Source organism: Streptomyces tauricus (genome assembly GCF_014650955.1).
Lineage (GTDB): Bacteria > Actinomycetota > Actinomycetes > Streptomycetales > Streptomycetaceae > Streptomyces > Streptomyces tauricus.
The window spans coordinates 42,842-62,406 of sequence record NZ_BMVY01000040.1; the positions used below are offsets into that span (position 1 = coordinate 42,842).

General features: G+C 72.5%; 19 protein-coding genes and 1 riboswitch. Of the genes, 9 read left to right on the forward strand and 10 right to left on the reverse strand.

What is annotated here, in order from left to right; all coding sequences use genetic code 11:
• Nucleotides 1–117 precede the first annotated feature (117 nt).
• The 5 genes from IE278_RS36245 to thiO all read right to left on the reverse strand — a co-directional run bounded on the left by IE278_RS36245 (nt 118) and on the right by thiO (nt 5,373).
• Complete coding sequence (locus tag IE278_RS36245) at nt 118–987, reverse strand: deoxyribonuclease IV (protein ID WP_189778997.1); 870 nt, start codon at nt 985–987, stop codon at nt 118–120.
• A 103-nt stretch (nt 988–1,090) separates the two neighbouring features.
• The gene (gene pknB / locus IE278_RS36250) at nt 1,091–3,019 is read right to left on the reverse strand and encodes a Stk1 family PASTA domain-containing Ser/Thr kinase (RefSeq protein WP_189779000.1); all 1,929 of its coding nucleotides are present in this window, start codon (nt 3,017–3,019) and stop codon (nt 1,091–1,093) included.
• A 141-nt stretch (nt 3,020–3,160) separates the two neighbouring features.
• A complete protein-coding gene (locus IE278_RS36255; protein WP_189779002.1) occupies nt 3,161–3,955 on the reverse strand; it encodes a thiazole synthase in 795 nt (264 codons plus the stop codon).
• Between the two features lie 3 nt (nt 3,956–3,958).
• On the reverse strand, nt 3,959–4,165 hold the full coding sequence (gene thiS / locus IE278_RS36260) for a sulfur carrier protein ThiS (RefSeq protein ID WP_189779005.1): 207 nt from the start codon (nt 4,163–4,165) through the stop codon (nt 3,959–3,961).
• Nucleotides 4,162–5,373, reverse strand: a complete 1,212-nt coding sequence (gene thiO, locus IE278_RS36265; protein WP_189779007.1) for a glycine oxidase ThiO — start codon at nt 5,371–5,373, stop codon at nt 4,162–4,164. Before thiO ends, thiS begins: the two co-directional genes overlap by 4 nt.
• Nucleotides 5,371–5,484: riboswitch (TPP riboswitch) on the reverse strand. Its footprint overlaps the gene before it by 3 nt.
• Before the next feature lie 52 nt (nt 5,485–5,536).
• Here thiO and IE278_RS36270 point away from each other — a divergent pair.
• The 6 genes from IE278_RS36270 (at nt 5,537) to IE278_RS36295 (ending at nt 10,754) form a co-directional block, all read left to right on the forward strand.
• Complete coding sequence (locus tag IE278_RS36270) at nt 5,537–5,881, forward strand: avidin-fold protein (RefSeq protein WP_189779008.1); 345 nt, start codon at nt 5,537–5,539, stop codon at nt 5,879–5,881.
• A gap of 172 nt (nt 5,882–6,053) precedes the next feature.
• Nucleotides 6,054–7,217, forward strand: coding sequence for an NAD(P)/FAD-dependent oxidoreductase (locus IE278_RS36275; protein ID WP_373312186.1), 1,164 nt, complete (start codon nt 6,054–6,056; stop codon nt 7,215–7,217).
• 281 nt (nt 7,218–7,498) lie between these two features.
• Nucleotides 7,499–7,870 carry an Rv2175c family DNA-binding protein gene (locus IE278_RS36280; protein WP_107017464.1) on the forward strand — a complete coding sequence of 124 codons (372 nt, stop codon included), beginning with the start codon at nt 7,499–7,501 and terminating at the stop codon, nt 7,868–7,870.
• A gap of 125 nt (nt 7,871–7,995) precedes the next feature.
• On the forward strand, nt 7,996–8,646 hold the full coding sequence (gene thiE / locus IE278_RS36285; protein ID WP_189779012.1) for a thiamine phosphate synthase: 651 nt from the start codon (nt 7,996–7,998) through the stop codon (nt 8,644–8,646).
• A 134-nt stretch (nt 8,647–8,780) separates the two neighbouring features.
• On the forward strand, nt 8,781–9,704 hold the full coding sequence (gene metF, locus IE278_RS36290) for a methylenetetrahydrofolate reductase [NAD(P)H] (RefSeq protein ID WP_189779014.1): 924 nt from the start codon (nt 8,781–8,783) through the stop codon (nt 9,702–9,704).
• 57 nt (nt 9,705–9,761) lie between these two features.
• Entirely contained in the window at nt 9,762–10,754 is a 993-nt protein-coding gene (locus IE278_RS36295; protein WP_189779016.1) for an SCO2102 family sporulation regulator, read from the forward strand.
• Nucleotides 10,755–10,791: 37 nt separating this feature from the next.
• Here the strand turns inward: IE278_RS36295 and IE278_RS36300 are convergent, their stop codons facing one another.
• From IE278_RS36300 to IE278_RS36320, 5 genes are all read right to left on the reverse strand, one after another.
• Nucleotides 10,792–12,306 carry a phytoene desaturase family protein gene (locus tag IE278_RS36300; RefSeq protein ID WP_189779018.1) on the reverse strand — a complete coding sequence of 505 codons (1,515 nt, stop codon included), beginning with the start codon at nt 12,304–12,306 and terminating at the stop codon, nt 10,792–10,794.
• 60 nt (nt 12,307–12,366) lie between these two features.
• Nucleotides 12,367–12,984 carry a DUF4126 domain-containing protein gene (locus IE278_RS36305; protein WP_189779020.1) on the reverse strand — a complete coding sequence of 206 codons (618 nt, stop codon included), beginning with the start codon at nt 12,982–12,984 and terminating at the stop codon, nt 12,367–12,369.
• Nucleotides 12,985–13,397: 413 nt separating this feature from the next.
• Complete coding sequence (locus IE278_RS36310) at nt 13,398–14,039, reverse strand: TetR/AcrR family transcriptional regulator (protein ID WP_189779022.1); 642 nt, start codon at nt 14,037–14,039, stop codon at nt 13,398–13,400.
• 11 nt (nt 14,040–14,050) lie between these two features.
• Nucleotides 14,051–16,141: a YhgE/Pip family protein gene (locus tag IE278_RS36315; RefSeq protein ID WP_189779024.1), complete on the reverse strand. Its 2,091-nt coding sequence runs from the start codon at nt 16,139–16,141 to the stop codon at nt 14,051–14,053.
• Nucleotides 16,113–16,898, reverse strand: a complete 786-nt coding sequence (locus IE278_RS36320; protein ID WP_189779033.1) for an ATP-binding cassette domain-containing protein — start codon at nt 16,896–16,898, stop codon at nt 16,113–16,115. The genes IE278_RS36315 and IE278_RS36320 overlap by 29 nt, the downstream gene beginning before the upstream one ends.
• A gap of 208 nt (nt 16,899–17,106) precedes the next feature.
• On the opposite strand from IE278_RS36320, the gene IE278_RS36325 reads away from it, so the two are divergent.
• From IE278_RS36325 to IE278_RS36335, 3 genes are all read left to right on the forward strand, one after another.
• Entirely contained in the window at nt 17,107–17,700 is a 594-nt protein-coding gene (locus IE278_RS36325; RefSeq protein WP_246571240.1) for an SAV_6107 family HEPN domain-containing protein, read from the forward strand.
• Between the two features lie 175 nt (nt 17,701–17,875).
• A complete protein-coding gene (locus IE278_RS36330; protein WP_189779036.1) occupies nt 17,876–18,703 on the forward strand; it encodes a class I SAM-dependent methyltransferase in 828 nt (275 codons plus the stop codon).
• A 275-nt stretch (nt 18,704–18,978) separates the two neighbouring features.
• Nucleotides 18,979–19,383: an SCO2097 family morphological protein gene (locus tag IE278_RS36335; RefSeq protein ID WP_189779038.1), complete on the forward strand. Its 405-nt coding sequence runs from the start codon at nt 18,979–18,981 to the stop codon at nt 19,381–19,383.
• Nucleotides 19,384–19,565: the final 182 nt, after the last annotated feature.

The following is a 19,565-nucleotide window of genomic DNA, read 5'->3' on the forward strand; positions in this document are numbered from 1 at the left end:
CTGGGGGTATCCATTCAAGGCGCTCGACCCGCTGTGGGTGCCGGGTGTCGGGTGCCGGGTGCCAGGTGTCGCGTACCGGGTGCAGTCGTGCAGTCGTGCCGGGCGGCTTGTGTCTTCTCAGCCGTCCCTGAGCTTCTTCAGGCGCTCCACGTCCGCCGCGTGCCCCTCCTTGCCGCCGGGCGTCTCGATGACCAGCGGTACGCCCTCGGTGGCGGGGTGGGTCATCAGGGCGCGGAACGGGTCCTCGCCGATGTGACCGGCGCCGATGTTCGCGTGGCGGTCCTTGTGGGCGCCGGCCACGTCCTTGGAGTCGTTGGCGTGGATCAGCTTCAGGCGGCCCTCGCCGACCGTGTCCACCAGCAGATCGAGGGTCTGGTGCATCCCGCTGGGCCCGGTGAGGTCGTGGCCCGCGGCGAAGATGTGGCACGTGTCCAGGCAGACGCCGAGCTTGGGGTGGGCGTCGAGCGCCTCGAAGTACGGCCCGAAGTCCCAGGTCCGCGAGCAGAGCGAGGAGCCCTGGCCGGCGGTCGACTCAAGGAGCAGGAACGGGTCGTCGTCGTGGGTCAGCTCGTCGAGCAGCGGCAGCATGTGCTCGCGCACCTGCCGCAGCGCGACCGAGCGCTCCCGGCCACCGGTCGCCGAGCCCGTGTGCACGACCACGCCCAGTGCCCCGATCGCCCGCGCCCGGCGCAGTGAGTGCCGCAGCGACTCCACGGACTTCTCCACGGTCGCCTCGGTGTGCGAGCCGAAGTTGATCAGGTAGGGCGCGTGGACGTACGCGGGGATGGACTCCGCGGCGCAGGCGGCGCGGAACTGCTCGTCCTGGGCCGGGTTCCCGGGCGGTGTCGCCCAGCCGCGCGGGTTGGCGACGAAGACCTGGACGGTCTCGGCGACCAGGTCACGCGCGTACGAGAGGCCTACGGAGGCAAGGCCTCCGGCGACGGGGACATGGCCGCCGACGGGGTTGCGGGACTGCTGAGTGCTCACCCGCCAAGGGTGTCACGCGGTCCCGGCGGTCCCGTCGTCGGCCATGTCCGTACAAGCCTGACGAACCTCGCTCAGCGGCTCAGCGGCTCAGCGGCTAGGTGACTCAGCGGATCTCGATGGTGATCTTCGAGCCCTTGGGTGCCGTCTCGCCGCCCTCGGTCGACTGGCTCTCGACCGTGTCGCCGAAGAGTCCGAGCAGCCCGCGGTCCACCTCGACCTCGAAACCGGCGTCCTCCAGCGTCTGCTTGGCGTCGTCGACGCTGTCGCCCACGACGTCCGGGACCTCGACCAGCGGCGGACCCTTGGAGACCGTCAGCTTGACGGTGTCGCCCTGGGCCACCTGCTTGTCGGCCTCGGGCGACTGCTCGGCGACCTGGCCGGCCTCGTAGTCGGAGGTGATCCGCCCGGAGGCGACCTCGACGGTCAGACCCGCGTCCTCCAGCTCCTGCCTGGCGTCCTCCAGGTCGTTGCCGAGCACGTCGGGCACGTCCACCGGGCTGCCCTTGCTGACGACGAGCGCGATCGCCGAACCGCCGCGGCGCTCGGTGCCCGCCCCCGGCTTGGTGCCGATCACATAGCCCGCGGTGACGTCCTCGCTGAAGGACTTGGTGACCATGCCCGCGGCGAGGCCTTCCTTCTTCAGCCGCTGCTTGGCCTTGTCGAGCGTGTAGCCCTTGAGGTCCGGGACCCGCACGGTGTTGGGGCCCTTGGAGATCGTCAGGGTCACGGAGCCGTTGTCGCGGATGCGGGAGGTGGGCTTCGGGTCGGTGCTGATGACCCGGCCGAGCTTGACCGTGTCGCTGTACGCCTTGTTCGTCCGCACGTCGAGGCCGGCGTCCTCGATGGTCTTCCTGGCTTGCGCCTCGGTCTTGTCGAGCACCGCGGGGACCTCGGTGAACTGGCCGGAGTTGATGTACCAGACCCCGGCGCCGACGCCGAGGACCAGCAGCACCGCGGCGACGATCGCGAGGACGCCCCGGCGAGGTGCCATGGTGCGCACGCGCCGCGGGGGCTCGGGCGGCGGGGACGGCAGGAAGCTGGTGCGGTGCAGCTCCGCGTCGTCGTCCTCGTTCACCGGGAGCATCCGGGGCACCGACAGCGAGCGCGGGATCACGCTCGTACGGTTCTCGGCGCCGCCCGGGCGGTCCGTGGTGAGGGCCCCCGGGGGTACGGCGTCCAGCTGGTCGTCGCTCAGGGCACTGCGCGCGTCCAGGGTCTGGGCGAGCAGCGCCACCGCGTCGTACGGGCGGACGCCGGGGTTGCGCGCGGTCGCCGCGGTGACCAGCTCGTCGAGTTCGTAGGCGAGGCCCGGCACGAGCGCCGACGGCGGGGGCACGTCCTCGTGGAGGTGCTTGTAGAGCACCGCGGCGGGTGAGTCGCCCGAGTGGGGACGGTCGCCGGTCAGCATCTCGAAGAGGAGGATGCCGCACGCGTACACGTCCACGCGGGGGTCGGCCGTGCCGTGTTCTATCTGCTCCGGCGCGAGATACGACACCGTGCCGAGGACGGCGCCCGTCGTGTGGGTGACCGTGTCCACGGCCCGCACGAGACCGAAGTCCGCCACCTTCACCCGGCCGTCGTCCCCTATGAGGACGTTCTCCGGCTTCATGTCGCGGTGCACGAACCCGGCGCGGTGCGCGGCGCCGAGCGCGGCGAGGACCGGCTCCAGGATGTCCAGCGCGGCCCGCGGCTGGAGCGCCCCGCGCTCGCGCAGTACGTCACGAAGGGTGCATCCGGCCACGTACTCCATCGCCAGATAGACGTACGGGCCGTCGGTGCCCTGGTCGAAGACCTGCACCACGTTCGGGTGGGCGAGCCTGGCCACCGACTTGGCCTCGCGGATGAAGCGGTCGACGAACGAGGCGTCGGCCGCCAGGGTCGGATGCATCACCTTGAGCGCGAGCACCCGGTCGAGGCGGGTGTCCACGGCCCGGTAGACCGTGGCCATCCCGCCGACCGCGATGCGCGCGTCGACGCGATACCGACCGTCGAGCACATGCCCGACCAAGGGGTCTTGAAGGGTCGTATCCACGCAGGTGAGTGTACGAGCCACCACTGACGGAGCCGCCCGTGCGGGCGATACCGGGGCGGTACTGAAGCCGAGCTGTGACGGACCTCGCACCGGAAAACCGCGACGGGGTGTGCGGATCCGGACGGATGTTCAGGCCAAAGGTCAGAAAGCGGGGCGTTCCGGGTCGAGTCGCGCGATTCCGTCCACCGGTGACGAGGCCTCGGCGAAGTGGCGGCGCGGGATGCGCCCGGCCCGGTACGCGAGCCGCCCGGCCTCGACCGCGTGCCGCATGCCCTCGGCCATGAGGACCGGCTCCTGCGCCCGGGTCACCGCCGAGGCGAGCATCACACCGGCGCACCCCAGCTCCATGGCGAGCGCCGCGTCCGACGCCGTGCCCGCTCCGGCGTCCAGGATGACCGGTACGCGCGCGTGCTCCACGATCAGCTGGAAGTTGTGCGGGTTGCGGATCCCGAGCCCCGACCCGATGGGCGACCCGAGCGGCATGATCGCGGCGCAGCCCACGTCCTCCAGCTTCCTCGCGAGGACCGGGTCGTCGTTCGTGTACGGCAGGACCGTGAAGCCGTCGTCGACCAGGGTCTCGGCGGCGTCGAGCAGCTCGATCGGGTCGGGCAGCAGCGTGCGCTCGTCGGCGATGACCTCCAGCTTGACGACGTCCGTGCCGAGCGCCTCACGCGCGAGGCGGGCCGTCAGGACGGCCTCCCCGGCGGTGAAACAGCCCGCGGTGTTGGGCAGCACGCGGATACCGAGCCGGTCCAGCACGGAGAGCACCGAGCCGTGCGATCCGGGACTCACGCGCCGCATCGCGACCGTCGTCAGCTCCGTGCCGGACGCGACGAGCGAGCGCTCCAGGACGTCGAGGCTGGGGGCACCGCCGGTGCCCATGATCAGACGGGACGTGTAGGACGTACCGCCGAGGACGAACGGGTCGTCGGCCATGGGTCAGCCTCCTTGGACGGCGGTGAGTACTTCGACGCGGTCTCCCTCGCGCAGGAGGGTCGTCGGCCACTGCGTGCGCGGGACGACGGTCTCGTTGAGCGCGGCGGCGACCCCGGAGGGGGCCGCGCAGAGCGTCGTGACGAGGGTGTCGAGGGCGGTGTCGGCGGCCAGTTGGCGCCGCTCCCCGTTGACGAGGACGGTCACGCTCATGCGGGCTGCTCCGTGAGTGCGGCGGCGTCGAACCGGCCGGGGGCGAACGGGCGGGCCTCTTCGGGGAGTTCACCGGTGGTCAGGGCGTGCGCCAGGGCGTCGCCGGTCACCGGGGTGAGCAGCACGCCGTTGCGGTGGTGGCCGGTCGCCAGGAGCAGCCCGGGAAGCTCGGTCGGGCCGAGCAGCGGCGCGTTGTCGGGGGAGCCCGGGCGCAGTCCCGCGCGCGTCTCGACGAGCGGCAGTTCGGTGATGCCGGGGACGAGTTCGTGGGCGTCCCGCAGCAGCTCGTACACCCCGCCCGCGGTCACCGTGGTGTCCCAGCCCAGTTCCTCGCTGGTCGCGCCGACGACCAGCTCGCCGTTCTCGCGCGGCACCAGGTAGACGTGGCTGCCGCGGACGACGGCGCGCACCGTCCGGCTCAGGAAGGGCGCGCTCGGGCCGGTGAGCGCCGGGGGCGGCTCCGGCATGGCCAGCCGCAGCACCTGCCCCTTCACGGGCCGCACCGGCGGCAGTACGTACTCGGGCACACCCGCGAGACGTCCGCTGAGGCTGCCCGCGGCGAGGACCACCTGCCCCGCGGACAGCTCGGTGCCGTCCGAGGCGACGACTCCGCGGGCGCGGTCCCGTACGACGGTCAGACGCTCGGCCCACATCCGGTGGAAGACCACTCCGGCCCGCTCACAGGCCGTGACCAGCGCCGAAGTGAGCCGTCGCGGGTCGATCTGGTGGTCGCCGTCCACCCGCAGCCCGCCGCGCACCCCGGGCGCGAGCATCGGCTCCAGGCGACGGCACTCGCGGCCGCTCAGCCACTCCGACTCCAGGCCCGACCGGCTCTGCAGGGCGTGCAGTTCCCGCAGATGGGCGCGGTCGTCGGCGTCGAGCGCGACGGTCAGCGTGCCGCACCTGCGGTAGCCGAGGTCCTGGCCGGTCGCCCCGGTCAGCTCCGTGACGAAGTCCGGATAACGGCGCGCGGAGGCCAGGTTGAGGCCGAGCAGGGTCTCCTCGCCGTAGTGCAGCTCGGTGACGGCGGCCAGCATCCCGGCCGCGACCTGCGCGGCGCCGCCGCCGGGCTCGGGGTCCACCAGCGCGGTCGTCAACCCGCGCTGCGCGGCCCGCCAGGCGGTGACCAAGCCGATGATCCCGCCCCCGACGACCAGGACGTCGACGGCCGGGACGTGGGATGAAGGTGCTTGCGGTGTACGCGACATGGGCGTCCAGCCCCTCCCTTCGCCGGCATGACCCGGATCAGGTTCGTACGGTCGGAGGCCGTCCCAGCCTCCCTCTCAGCCCGGTACGCCCGGGCTCCCGCGAGTGCTTTACGTTGGCCACCCTAGCTCTTCGCCTCGCACCTCAGTAAGGGAGCCTCACGGCATGGCCCGCTCGCTCGACGGACTCGTTCTCGCCCCCGTGGCCGACCAGGCGCCAGGTCAGGTGGGTACGCGCACCCGGTTCTCGTACCACGAGCGGGGCGGTGTGATCTGGGCCGACTACGCGGGCGGCGATGTCGTGCGCGGCCACCTCGTGGGCACCCGCGAGGGCGACCGGCTCGACTTCCGGTACGTACAGCTGAAGACGGACGGGACCACCTCCTCCGGGCACTGTGTGTCCCAGGTCGCCGAGACGTCCGACGGCCGGGTGCGGCTGGCGGAGACCTGGGAGTGGGAGTCCCAGGAGGGCAGCGGGACGAGTGTGGTCGAAGAGGTCACCGGGAGCTGACGCCGAGCCCGAGGACGCGTACCTGGAGGGCGTGCCGTGAGGGTGTGCAGCAGGTCACCGACCGCGCCCCTGACCGACGATTTCACCGACTGTCTATGGTGATCGGGTGAGCGACCTGACACAGGAGACGGGCCCGGCGGCGCGCGTACGCGTCGTGATCGTCGGCGCGGGCATGGCGGGGGTGCAGACCGCCGTCGCCCTGCGGGAACAGGGCTTCCCCGGCAGCGTGACCCTGATCGGCGCGGAGCCCCACCAGCCGTACGACCGCCCGCCGTTGTCCAAGGCCGTACTGCTCGGCAAGGCCGAGGGCTCCGCCTTCGACGTCGACTTCGAGGCGCTCGACGTGGAACTGCGCCTGGGCCTGGAAGTGACCGGCGTGCACCCGGCCCGGCGCGAACTCGACACCGCCGAGGGACCCGTCCCGTACGACGTCCTGGTCGTCGCCACGGGCGCGGAACCCGTCCGGCTGCCGGGCGCCGAGGGCGTACCCGGTGTCCATCTGCTGCGCACCCTCGACGACGCCGAGCGGCTGCGCCCCGTCCTCGCCCGGCAGCACGACATCGTGGTGGTGGGCGCCGGGTGGATCGGCGCGGAGTTCGCCACGGCGGCACGTGAGGCGGGGTGCTCGGTGACCGTCGTCGAGGCCGCTGGCCGGCCGCTCGTGGGCGCGCTGCCCGCGGAGGTGGCCGCGCCGATGGCCGCCTGGTACGCGGACAGCGGGGCGTCGCTGCGCACCCACGCGCGCGTGGTGCGCGTCGAGCCCGGCGCGGTGGTGCTGGACGACGGCTCGCGGCTGCCCGCGGGTGCCGTCGTCGTCGGGATCGGGGCGCGGCCGGCCACCGCGTGGCTGGCCGGTTCGGGGATCGAACTCGGCGCCCACCGGGAGATCGTCGCGGACGACCATCTGCGGACCTCCCTCCCGGGCGTGTACGCGGTCGGCGACTGCGCGTCGTTCCCGTCGGGCCGCTACGGGGAGCGTCTGCTGGTCCACCACTGGGACAACGCGCTGCAGGGCCCGCGCACGGTCGCCGCGAACATCGTGGGGGAGACGCCCGCGCCGTACGACCCGGTGCCGTACTTCTGGTCCGAGCAGTTCGGCCGCTTCGTCCAGTACGCGGGGCACCACGGGGCCGCCGACGCGCTGCTCTGGCGGGGGGATCCGGCGGGGCCGTCCTGGTCGGTGTGCTGGCTGCGGGAGGGCCGCCTGGTCGCGGTCCTCGCGGTGGGGCGGCCGCGGGACCTGGCGCAGGGCCGCCGCCTGATCGAGTCGGGCACCCGAATGGACCCAGCCCTGCTGACGGACCCGTCCCGCCCCCTGAAGGGGGCCGCGCTCTAGAGCTCCGCGGGGGAGGGCGTGCGTCGTTCGCGGCCCGGTGGGGGCCGTTCGCGCAGTTCCCCGCGCCCCCAACTGGGCGCCCCGTCAGGGGCGCGGGGAACGGCGCGGCCGGCGACGAACGACCCGCACCCGACGAACGACCCGGTGGCGGACGCCGCTCGTAGGGAGCGCGACCGGCCGGAAGCCGCCCGCACCCCACGGACGACCCGGCGCACCCCCGATCCGCGCGGAGCGCACCGCCCGGGTACCGGGTGTCAGTGGGAGATGGCAGGCTTGTCCTCGTGACCGAGATTGACGCAAAGATCGATGCTCTCGTCCCCGCCTGGCTCACCCTCCCCGACATCGCCGAAAAGTTCGGCGTCGAGGTGACGCGCGTCCGGCAGCTGGTCAGGGAAGGCCAGCTGATCGCCGTACGCCGTGGTGAGAACCGCGCGCTGCACGTCCCCGCCGCTTTCATCGACGTGGACGAACAGAAGGTCGTCAAGGGCCTCGCAGGCACCCTGACGCTCCTGCGGGACGACGGCTACAACGACGAAGAGATGCTGGAGTGGCTCTTCACCCCCGACGAGAGCCTGCCCGGCACCCCCGCACAGGCTCTGAGTGAGAATCGCGGCACGGAGGTGAAGCGCCGCGCCCAGGCGCTCGCCGTCTGACCTGAGCACACAGCACCACCGCAGCACCGCACCGCCGCACGGCGTACGGGCCACGGGCAACGGGCCGCGAGGCAGGACCCGGCCCGCGGCCCGTACGCCACCGACACCACACGGGGGACCCACGCATGCCCGAATCCACCGCACGCGCGCAGCTCGCCGACGCCCGGGTCTACCTCTGCACGGACGCCCGCAGGCGCCAGGGCGACCTCGCCGCCTTCCTGGACGCGGTCCTCGCGGGCGGCGTGGACATCGTGCAGCTGCGGGACAAGGGCATGGAGGCGGCCGAGGAACTCGACCACCTCGCGGTGTTCGCGGACGCCTGCCGCCGGCACGGCAAGCTCCTCGCGGTGAATGACCGGGCCGACGTCGCGCACGCCGCCGGGGCCGACGTCCTGCACCTCGGGCAGGGAGACCTCCCCGTCCCCGCGGCCCGCGCGATCCTCGGCGACGAGGTCCTGATAGGCCGCTCCACGCACGCCGGACCGGAGGCCTCGGCCGCCGCCGTCCAGGACGGCGTGGACTACTTCTGCACGGGCCCCTGCTGGCCGACCCCCACCAAGCCGGGCCGCCACGCGCCGGGCCTCGACCTGGTCCGGCACACGGCCGCGCTCGCCACGGACCGCCCCTGGTTCGCCATCGGCGGCATCGACCTCGGCAACCTCGACGAGGTGCTGGAAGCGGGCGCCCGCCGGGTCGTCGTCGTCCGGGCGATCACCGAGGCCGACGACCCGGGCGCGGCGGCGGCGGAGTTCACCAAGCGGCTCCGGGCGGCCTGAACCGCGGGATCCGTACGCGCCGATCCAGGATCGGTCGAGCGCCGGTTGTCCGAGGAGTGGACAACAAGTCGACAAATCGGGCAAATTCCCCACATCCGGTTGGGGGACCGTCTCCCCCTGGCTAACCTGCGGGTATGGCCCTCGGATCTGCTTCCACCAGGACTGACCGCGCGCGCACCGTGCGCGACATGCTCGCGACCGGCAAGACGACCTTCTCGTTCGAGTTCTGGGCGCCGAAGACCGAAAAAGGCGAGCGGAACCTGTGGAACGCGCTGCGCAGGGTCGAGGCGGTCGCCCCCAGCTTCGTCTCGGTGACCTACGGCGCCGGCGGCACCACCCGCGCCGGCACGGTCAAGGCCACCGAGCAGATCGTCGCCGACACGACGCTCACCCCGGTCGCCCACCTCACCGCGGTCGACCACTCCATCGCGGAACTGCGCAACATCATCGGCCAGTACGCGGACGCCGGGATCCGGAACATGCTCGCCGTGCGCGGAGACCCGCCCGGCGACCCCATGGCCGACTGGGTGGCGCACCCCCAGGGCCTCACCTACGCGGCCGAACTGGTCCAGCTCATCAAGGAGTCCGGCGACTTCTGCGTGGGTGTCGCGGCCTTCCCGGAGATGCATCCGAGGTCCGCGGACTGGGACACGGACGTGGCGAACTTCGTCGACAAGTGCCGGGCCGGCGCCGACTACGCGATCACGCAGATGTTCTTCCGCCCGGACGCCTACCTGAGGCTGCGCGACCGGGTCGACGCCGCGGGCTGCGACACCCCGGTCATCCCCGAGGTCATGCCGGTGACCAGCGTCAAGATGCTGGAGCGGCTGCCGAAACTGAGCAACGCCTCGTTCCCGGAGGCCCTGAAAGAGCGGATCCTCACAGCCAAAGACGATCCGGCGGCTGTACGCTCCATTGGCATCGAGTTCGCCACGGAGTTCTGCGCGGGGCTGCTGGCCGAGGGAGTCCCCGGACTGCATTTCATTACGTTGAACAACTCCACCGCGACGCTGGAAATCTACGAGAACCTGGGCCTGCATCACCCACAGCAGGCCTAGACCGGTCGCATCGTGATACGACACACTGCGTAGCGGCCATCTGGGAGAGGGGCGTACATGGGCTGGACGGTCCTCTACATCGCATTCGGCATCGTCGCGCTGTGGCTGCTGGGCGAGGTCCTGCTGCAGTACAAGGCGCGGCTGCGCTGGCGGCTGCTGGCCTTCGGCGGCTTCCTCGGGGTGGTCATCGGTGTCCTGATCCCGTCGGTGGTGGTCATCGGTCTGGGCGCCGCCGCCTTCGCCGTCGGGCAGACGTACGTCACGCTGTCGTTCCGCAGTGGTTTCGCGGCGGGCTGGGCCGTCGCCGGACGGCCGGGCATCACCAAGCGCCGCCGCGGCGAACCCGACCGCCAGGAACCGACCTTGGAGGTCACGGACCTCCAGGCCGCACAGAGCGGAACGTATCCTCAGGACGACTTCGGCCGCAGCGAGAGCTTCGGCGGGGACGACGCCTTCGCACGCGAGGACTCGGTCTTCGGGCACCGCCCCGCGAACGCCGCCGAGTCCACCGCGGTCTACGAGCCGCAGCCGCTGCCCGACGACACCGGCCAGTACGGCGTCTACAGCGAAGCCGCCTACGCGGCGGCCGCCGACGCCGCGTACGCCGCCTCAGCCCAGGCACAGGCGCAGGGCGGCCAGGCGGATCAGGGCCAGTCCCAGGACCAGTTCGCCCAGAACTACGGGTACGACGGCTACTCGGGCTACGACCAGCAGCAGTACGGCTACGACACCGGACAGCAGCAGCAGTACGCCCCCTACTCCGACCCGTACGTCGGCGCGCAGTCCTACGACGCCGGCTCCTACGGCCAGTCCTACGACACCTCGCAGCAGCAGTACGGGCAGCAGGGACAGCAGGGTTACGAACAGGACCAGTACGCCGCGGGTGCCTACAACGCCGGCGACAGCACTCCGCCCGGCGGCGTCTGGGTGCCGCAGCAGCGGACCACCGAGGACCCGTACGGAGGCGAACTCCCGCCGGAGCAGCCGTATCCGTACGAGGGCAACGGTCAGCAGCAGGGCGGGTACGACGAGCAGCAGTACCGGTACTGACACGGGTGCCCGCGTGGTGTCACGCGGGCAGCCACCGTCACTGCGAACCCCTGAAGTCCGGCCCCTCCACGATCAGTCCGGCGACCAGTGACCCCGACATACCGGCGTGCGGAAGTCCGCCGCCGGGGTGCGCCCAGCCGCCGACCGCGAACAGGCCCGGTACACGGGTGGCGTTGCCCGGCCGCAGGCGGGTGCCGTCGGCGCCGGCCAGCGCGGGAGCGGGCACACCGCCGCCCCGGGTCCCGGTCTCCCGCTCCGTGTGCAGGGGCGTCCGTACCTCGCGCCACAGCACCCGAGCGCGCAGATCCGGCACGGCCCGCTCCGCCGCCGCGACCATCCGGTCCGCCAAGGCGTCGGCGGCACCGGCCGCCGCCCAGTCGTGGCGCGCGAGGGACGGCACCGTCGCCGTGAGCACCACGGACTCGTGGGCGTCGTCCGGGCGCAGCCGCGGATCGTCCGGACGGTCCACCCACACCGTGGGCCGCGGCGCCGCCGCACCCGCCCCGAAGGTGTGGTCCAGCTCCTCGGCCCGGTCCACCGTGTGCACGACCGTGCGGTGTACGGCGCCCGCCTCGCGCGGGCCGCGCAGGGCGAGGCAGACCACGGCCTTGCCGCAGGACGGAGGTTCGGGACGCTGCCCCGGTGCCTCGCCCGCGTACAGCTCGTCGTGGCCCGTCAGGCTCCTCAGCAGCTCCGGCGGGCCGCCCACCACGAAGTCCGCCTCGGTGACGGTCCCGTCGCGCAGCTCCACGCCACTCGCCCGGCCGTCCTTCTCGGTGACCGAGACGACCTCCGCCCCGAACGCGAACTCCACCCGGCGGGCCACGCACCGCTCGTACACGGCCCGCGCCAGCTCGCGGATCCCACCGCGCACGTACCACGCGCCGAAGGCGTGCTCCATGTACGGCAGGACGGCCGCGCTCGCCGGGACCGCGCGGGGGTCGAGGCCGTACGCCAGCGCGTAGCTCTCCAGGAGGGCGGTGAGGCGGGGGTCGCCCAGCTCCCAGGCGCCGACCTCGGCGAGCCGGCCCGCCGTACGCGTGCGCAGCAGACGCCGCTGCCGCAGCGCGGGGTAGGGCTCGCGCTCGCCCAGCACCTGCCAGTCGGACCACAGCGGCTCCTCCAGGAGCGGTCTGCGCGTCCGGTCCCAGGCCTCACGCGCCCGGACCAGGAAGTCGCCCCAGCGCTCACCCGCGCCCGCGCCCAGTGCCCCGTCCAGGGCCGAGACGACCCCCGCGCGCGAGGCGTTGGGCAGCGGGACCTCCGTGCCGTCGGCGAAGACGTGGCGCGCCGCCGGGTCGACCTGGACGAGGTCGACGCACGCCTCCAGCGGCTCCTTGCCGGTCTTCACGAACAGATCGCGGTAGACCGCGGGCAGTTGCAGCAGTCCGGGGCCCGTGTCGAAGGCGAACCCGTCGCGCTCGAAGCGGCCCACCGCTCCGCCGTACGTCGCCGCCCGCTCGTACACCGTCACCCGGTGGCCCGCGACGGCCAGCCGGGCAGCGGCCGCCATCGCGCCCATCCCGGCGCCGATCACCACAATCCGTGCCATGCCAGGGACCTTATCGGCCGCCACCGACAACGGGCCCGCGGGCCCGGGCGCCCGCCGGGGTCAGCCGGGCGGTGGCGGCCCGTGCCGGCCCACGAGCCGTCTCTCCTCGCGGCGCTGGGCCCGGCGCCGCAGGAACCGTCTGATCCGCGAGACCAGGAAGTAGAGCGTCAGCAGACCGGCCAGCAGCAGGACGCCCGCGATGATCGCGGCGGCCTCGGGGTGGAACATCGCGAAGGTCAGGATCCCGGCTACCCCGAGATCCTCCGCCGTGCTCATCAGGACGTTGCTGAACGGCTCGGGCGAGGTGTTGATCGCCATCCGCGTCCCGGCCTTGACGGTGTGGCTGGCCAGGGCGGAGGAGCCGCCGATCGCCCCGGCCGCCAGCTCGGACAGCGAACCGCTCTGCCCGGCGAGCAGCGCCGCGACGACGGCTCCCGACACCGGGCGGATCACGGTGTGCACGGTGTCCCACACCGAGTCCACGTACGGGATCTTGTCGGCGACGGCCTCGCAGACGAACAGGACGCCGGCCACCACGAGGACGTCGGGGCGCTGCAGCGACTCGGGGACCTCGTCGGTCAGTCCGGTCGCGCCGAACAGGCCGAGGAGCAGCACCACCGCGTACGCGTTGACACCGCTGGCCCAGCCACTGGTGAACACCAGGGGGAGTACGGACACGGACGCGATCGTAACCAGTCGGCAACGGCGTGTCCTGGGCATGAGTGCGCAGGGCTGAGTACGCGTACCTAGGGAGTGAGTTGAGTATGCGCGCGGATGGGTTCCCACCTGCGCGAACGAGAGAGTAGGGGCACGGAAAGGGGCGCGGCTCCGGTACCGCCGACACGGGGCGGCGGAACGGGCGGCGCCCTCTACCGCTCCTTCCGCCGATCACTCGGCGGGAGCGAGGCACGGGGGGCCCGAGGGAGACCGGAACGGGGGGAACCGTCGGGGACCACCGGGGGATGTACGGGGGGATGCAGGGGGGAGCACAGGAGGGGCGCCGGTCCGGCGTGGCCCGCGGGGGACGCGGCCACTTCGGACCGGCGCTCACCTGTGTCCGCCGTGCCCCCGTGTCATCCGGTTCACCTGGGTCACTTGCGCCCGAGGCCGTCGCCGCCGACCCTCCCCTGCAGCAGCAGGGACAGCGCCGCGTGGACGTCGTCCAGGGAGCGCTGCGGCTGGAACGCCTGCCAGTCCAGGGCCGCCACCAGCACCATGCCGACCAGCGCCGCCGCCGTCAGCGGGGTGTCGATCTCGTCGCTCAGCTCGCCGTTCGCGATCCCGTCGCGCAGGACGTCCTCGACGACGGCGACGGCCTGCTGCCTGACCACCATCAGCGTGGACTGCCAGGCCCGGTTGGTGCGCCACAGCTCCGCCACGTAGAGCTGGGTGAAGGACGGGTAGCGGCCGATGAAGACGAGGCCCGCCCGCATCATCGCGTCGAGCGCGTCGACCCTGCTGCCGCCCTCCTCGTCGGTCTTGTCGACCGCCTCCCGCAGAGAGGCGGTGAGCAGTCCCACCCCGTGCCGGAGCAGCTCCTCGAAGAGGACGGACTTGCTCGCGAAGTTGTAGTAGACCGTGCCCTTCGCCACTCCGGCACGCTCGGCGATCTCGTCCACGGTGGTGGCGGAGAAGCCCTGCTCGGCGATGAGGGTCACCGCCGCCTCGTAGAGCTTCTGCCGGGTCGCCTGCCGCCGGCCGCCGCCGCTGTCCACCGTCCTGCTGCTTTCCATGGCCCCGATTGTCACAGGCTCAGCTCCGGGTGAAGGCGGTCCAGGGTCCACACCTGCCGTCGTCGCGCGGACACCGCGGTGAGCGCGAGGGCGCCCAGGGTGAAGGCGGTGAGGACGGCGCACGCCTGCCAGACCGGCCCCAGACCGCCGCCCGTGATGAGCCTCCTCAGGGCGTCGACGACGTAACTCATCGGCATGAAGGGGTGGATCGCGTTGAAGAAGCCCGGGCTGGTCTGCACGGGGTACGTGCCGCCGGCCGAGGTCAGCTGGAGCATCAGGAGCGCGAGGACGAGGATCCGGCCGGCCGCTCCGAAGCGTGCGTTGAGCCACTGCACGATCGCCGCGAAACAGGCCGTCACCAGGAACAGGAAGGCCACCGTCCCGGCCGCGCGCACCGCCTCCAGACCGATCGCCCAGTGCAGTACGGACACCAGCGCGACCGTCTGCAGCACTCCCAGGGCGGCCACCGGCAGCCAGCCCGCCAGCGCGATCCGCCAGGCGGGGGCGCCCGCGGCGAGCGCGCGCCGGTTGAGCGGCGGGATCAGCATGTAGGCGACCATCGCACCCACCCACAGGGAGAGCGGAATGAAGTACGGCGCGAAACCGGTCCCGTAGTTGGGCGCCTTGTGCAGGTCCTTCGAGGCGAGCTGTACGGGGTCGGCCATGACCCCGGTGCGCTGATCGCGGTCCTTCTTGTCGTAGTCCGGGATCTTTCCCGCGCCGTCGTGGAGTCCGCCGGCGAGCTTCTGCGACCCGTCGGCGAGTTTGTACATGCCGCCTTCCAGGTCGTCGGCGCCCGTGCCGAGCTTGCCGATCCCGCTGTCGAGGTCGGTGGCGCCTGTCCTGGCCGTGCCGAGACCCGTGTGCAGGGTCCTGGCGCCCTTGGCGACCTTCCCGGCCCCCTTGTTGAGCTCGTTGATCTTCGAGACGGCCGTGGCGAGGTCCTCGGACAGACGCGGTGAGCGCTCGGCCAGCGCCCGCGCCTGCTTCTCCAGGGTGGCCAGGTGCTTGTCCAGCGACTTCAGGTCGCCGTTCTGGCCGGCCACCAGGGTCTCGACGTCGTCGGCGACCTTCGCCACGTCCGCCGCCGCGTCCTTCGCCTTCTTCAGGTCCGGGCAGGCGGTGTCGGGCAGCGGCAGGTCCTGGTCCTCGCACCGCGCTTTGTAGACACCGTTCAGCGTGTCGGAGGCGGTGTGCGCGCTCCTGGCGGCGGCCGGGGCCGTCCTCGCCAGCGTGTCGAGGTTGCCGCGGATGACCGAGGCGGAGTCCGCGACGAGCCGTGCGGTGTCGCCGATCTCCTTCTCGTTGCCCTTCAGGAAGGGCCCCACCGTGTCCGCGACGCCGTTGACCTTGTCCGCGAGGGTCTGCGTGCCCTCCGAGACCTGCCGCGAGCCGTCCTCCAGATCGCCCGCTCCCGTGTCGAGCTTCCTCAGCCCGGCGGAGAGCTTTCCGCTGCCCCTCTCGGCGTCCGCGAGACCGTCCGCGAGGTCCTTCGAACCCTTCTTCGCCTTCCCGATGCCACCGGAGAGGCTGTCGGCCCCCTCGGCGGCCTTCTCGGTCTTCCCGTGGATGTCCGAGAACGAGACGTAGATCTTGTCGAGGAACGACCGCGACGCCTTGGTCGAGGCGGCCGTGCGCACCTCGCTGAAGACCGTCCGCGAGATCTGCCCGACGATGTAGTTGTTCGCGTCGTTCGTACGCACCTGGAGGGCGCCCGTCTCAGGGGAGTCGCCCGAGCTGGAGGCGATCCTCTTACTGAAGTCGGTCGGCATGGTCAGCGACAGGTAGTAGTCGCCGTCCTCGACCCCCTCGCGGGCCTCGGCGGCGCTCACCTCGTGCCACTCGAAGGTGTCGCTCTTGCGCAGCCCTTTGGTGATCTCGTCGCCCAGCACGACCTTCTTGTCGGCGGCGGTGGCTCCCCGGTCGTCGTTCACCAGCGCCACGGGGATGCGGTCGAGACGGCCGTACGGGTCCCAGAACGACCACAGGTAGAGGGCGCCGTACAGCAGGGGCAGCAGCAGGAGCGCGGCCAGCGCCGCGCGCGGGAGCCTTCCCCTGCCGAAGCGCCTGAGCTCAAGCGCGGCCAGTTTCGGCGAGCGCATCCACCGTCTCCTTGTCGTGGTCGTCGGACTGGTCCTGGTGCCGGTCGTGGGCCGGTGTGCGGGCGGCTCCCGTGGACACCACGACCGCGCCCTCGGGGGCCTTGCTGCACACCGCCACGACCGTGGTCCCGGCCTCGGTCAGGGAGCGCAGCAGCGCCCACACCTCGGTGCGTTCGTCGTCCGAGAGCTTCAGGTCGGTGTCGTCGATCCCGAGCAGCCGGGGGCGGCCGATCAGGGCGAGGGCCACGGACAGCCGCAGCGCCTCCAGGCGTTCCAGGTCGCGTACGGCGGTCCTGGATCCCTTGGGCAGCGCCTCCCGGTCGAGCCCGGCGGCGGCCAGCGCGCTGTCGACCCGCAGCCGGGCCTCCGTCAGCCGCTCCTGACGAGGTCGCAGCAGCCCGCGTACGGGGCCGCCGAACCGCCGCTGGAGCAGCGCGCGTTCCCGGAGGTGCTCGGCGACGGACAGGGCGGGCTCCAGGTCGGTGACGCCGGGCACATGGGCCAGCGCGCTGAACCGGCGGACCGCCGCCATCTGCTTCGGCAGCTCGCGGTGCCCCACCCGCGCGTGTCCCTCGGTGGGCTTCATCCGACCGGTGAGGGCCAGCAGCAGACACGTACGGCCCGAGCCCGAGGGGCCCTCGACCGCGATCAGCGAGCCGGGCTCCGCGTCGATGTCCACGCCGCGGAACGCCCAGCCGCGGGGTCCCTCGAGCCCGAAGTCCTCGGCCGTGACGCCGAGTCCGTGCGGACCGTCCACAACTTCCCCCACCTTCCGGGCCCTTCAACCGGTGGCACCGGTTGAACCGCGAAGTTTTTGCACTGACTGGTCAGTGCAAAAACTACTCCGAACCTATGAGCGAAGCAAAAGCGCAGGTCAGAACGGATTGTCAGTGGCATACCGCACGATAGGCACATACGGCATCTCCCGTCGGGGTGTGCCGTCACACGACGACAGGAGGTTCGTCATGGCCAGCTCTTCCGCAGCCGCCGCCCGCCGGCGCCGCACGACCGGCCCTGCCCCCTCACTGACCGGACCGGCGAGCGACGTGCACCCCGTCCTCCGCCGTGCCACGGCCCCGCCCGCCGCCCTCGATCTGCTCGCCCAGGCCCGCGCCGGACTCGACGAGGCCGCCCTGCTGGAAATGCCCAACGACCGGTACGCGACGGCACATCTGGCCGCCCTGCGCACCGCCGCGGCCGTGCTCGCCGCTCGCGGCCGGCCCGAGACCACCGAGAGGCGCCGGGCCAGGATCCGGAGCGCTTGGGAAGTGCTGCCCGAGATAGCGCCCGAACTCGCGGAGTGGAGCGTGCTGTTCGCCTCGGGGGCCCGCCGCCGTGCCCGCGCCGAGGCCGGCATCCAGGGCGCCGCCAGCATCCGGGACGCCGACGACCTGCTGCGCGACGTGGCGATGTTCCTCCGTCTCGTCGAACGGATGCTGGTGCTCCAGCCGGTCCTGCCCCAGCCGCGGCACGAGGGTGATCGGGCCGGCCAGGAGACCCGGCTCCCACCGGACGCCCTGGACACCGGCCGGATACAGGACGTGCCGGACGTGGGGTGACGGCGCCCGGGCCCCGACACCGTCGGGCGTCCGGCGCGCGAGACGGGGGGCCGGGCAGCGGGCGTGAGGCAATAGGGTTGGGACGCCTGAATCTCCCCGGCGCCGGACACGGCGGGGGAGGTATGCCCATCGCTCCGCCGTACCGAGGCGGTGCCGCGCCGAGGAGTCAACTGCCGTGTCGGACCCGATGCGCCCGCCCGTCTCCCAACGCCGCCCTCAACCGGCGTCGCCGCGCTCCGGCCCCTCCAGTCCCCGCGCCTCGCTGCGTACCGCCGTCGTCTGGGACGTTCTCAAGGACGCCCTCGACCGCCGGGTCAAGGCCACCGGCCGGGAGTCGCTGGACGTGCTCGACACCGGGGGCGGCAGCGGCAACTTCGCGGTGCCCGTGGCCCGGCTCGGCCACCGCGTCACCGTCGTGGACCCCAGCCCGAACGCGCTGTTCGCGCTGGAGCGCCGGGCCGCCGAGGCCGACGTCGCCGACCGCGTCCAGGGTGTCCAGGGCGACGCGCACGGCCTCTTCGACGTCGTCGACCGCGGCGGCTACGACGCGGTGCTGTGCCACGGCGTCCTGGAGTACATGGACGACCCCGCCGAGGGCCTGCGCAACGCCGTCGGCGCGCTGCGCCCCCAGGGCGTCCTCAGCCTGCTCGCCGCCGGACTGGGCGGCGCCGTGCTCGCACGGGCCCTCGCCGGACACTTCACGGAAGCCCGCCACGCCCTGAGTGACCCGGACGGCCGCTGGGGCGCGGGTGATCCCGTTCCGCACCGCTTCACGGCCGATCAGCTCACCGCTCTGGTCGAGGGCGCGGGCCTGGCCGTCGGCGCGGTGCACGGCGTACGGGTCTTCGCGGACCTGGTCCCCGGGGTCCTCGTGGACACCGAGCCGGGCGCCCTGGACGCCCTGCTGAAACTGGAGACCGCGGCCGCCGAACTCGCCGCCTTCCACTCTGTTGCCACGCAGCTTCATGTGCTTGGTGAGACGCGGGAGCCGGCCGAGGGGTGAGCCGCCACCCGCGTCGCACCGCTGATCAGGGGCGCGGCAGCAGATGGAGTACGCCACAGGCCCCCCGATCGGGCGCTCGGAGCCGTATGATCGGGGGAGACCGTCCGGCATGACGGGCCGGTCGCTGGGGAATCTACGCCTCAGTGGATCGGAAAGCCATGGCGGGTTCCGGTTGGCGAATTGGCGCAGAGGGGCGGGTTTCACGGGGGCGATTCCCTGCCTATCCTGAAGGGGACCCCCGGTCGCCCCGGCGACTGCACGATGAGGAGGACGCCGTGCCGCTCTCGGAGCACGAGCAGCGAATGCTCGAGCAGATGGAGCGAGCGCTGTACGCCGAAGATCCCAAGTTCGCGACAGCGCTTGAGGGAAGCGGGCTGCGTACGTACACCCGGCGACGGGTCTACCAGGCGGTCGCCGGCTTCCTCGTAGGTATCGCGCTCCTCATGGCCGGAATGGTCGCACAGCAGATCTGGGTCAGCGTGGTGGGTTTTCTCGTCATGCTGGGCTGCGCGGTGCTCGCCGTCACCGGTTGGCGCAAGGCCCCCAAGCCGGGTGAACAGCCCGCGGCGGGTGCGCCGGGTGCTCCGCAGGCCCGTCGTCAGGGTCGGCAGCGGCGCTCCATGATGGACCGCATCGAACAGCGCTGGCAGCGGCGCCGTGACGAGCAGGGCGGCCAGTAGCCCACGGGGTTCCGGCCGGACAGACGCACGCACGAAGGGGCGACCACCATCGAGGTGGCCGCCCCTTCGCCGCGCCCGGCCGCCGCGAGCGGCGCCCGACGTGAGCCGCGCCCACCGTGCGCGCGACCCGGCGCGAAGCCGTACAGGTGACGGCTGCCCCACCTGAAGTCGTGCAGCGGCCG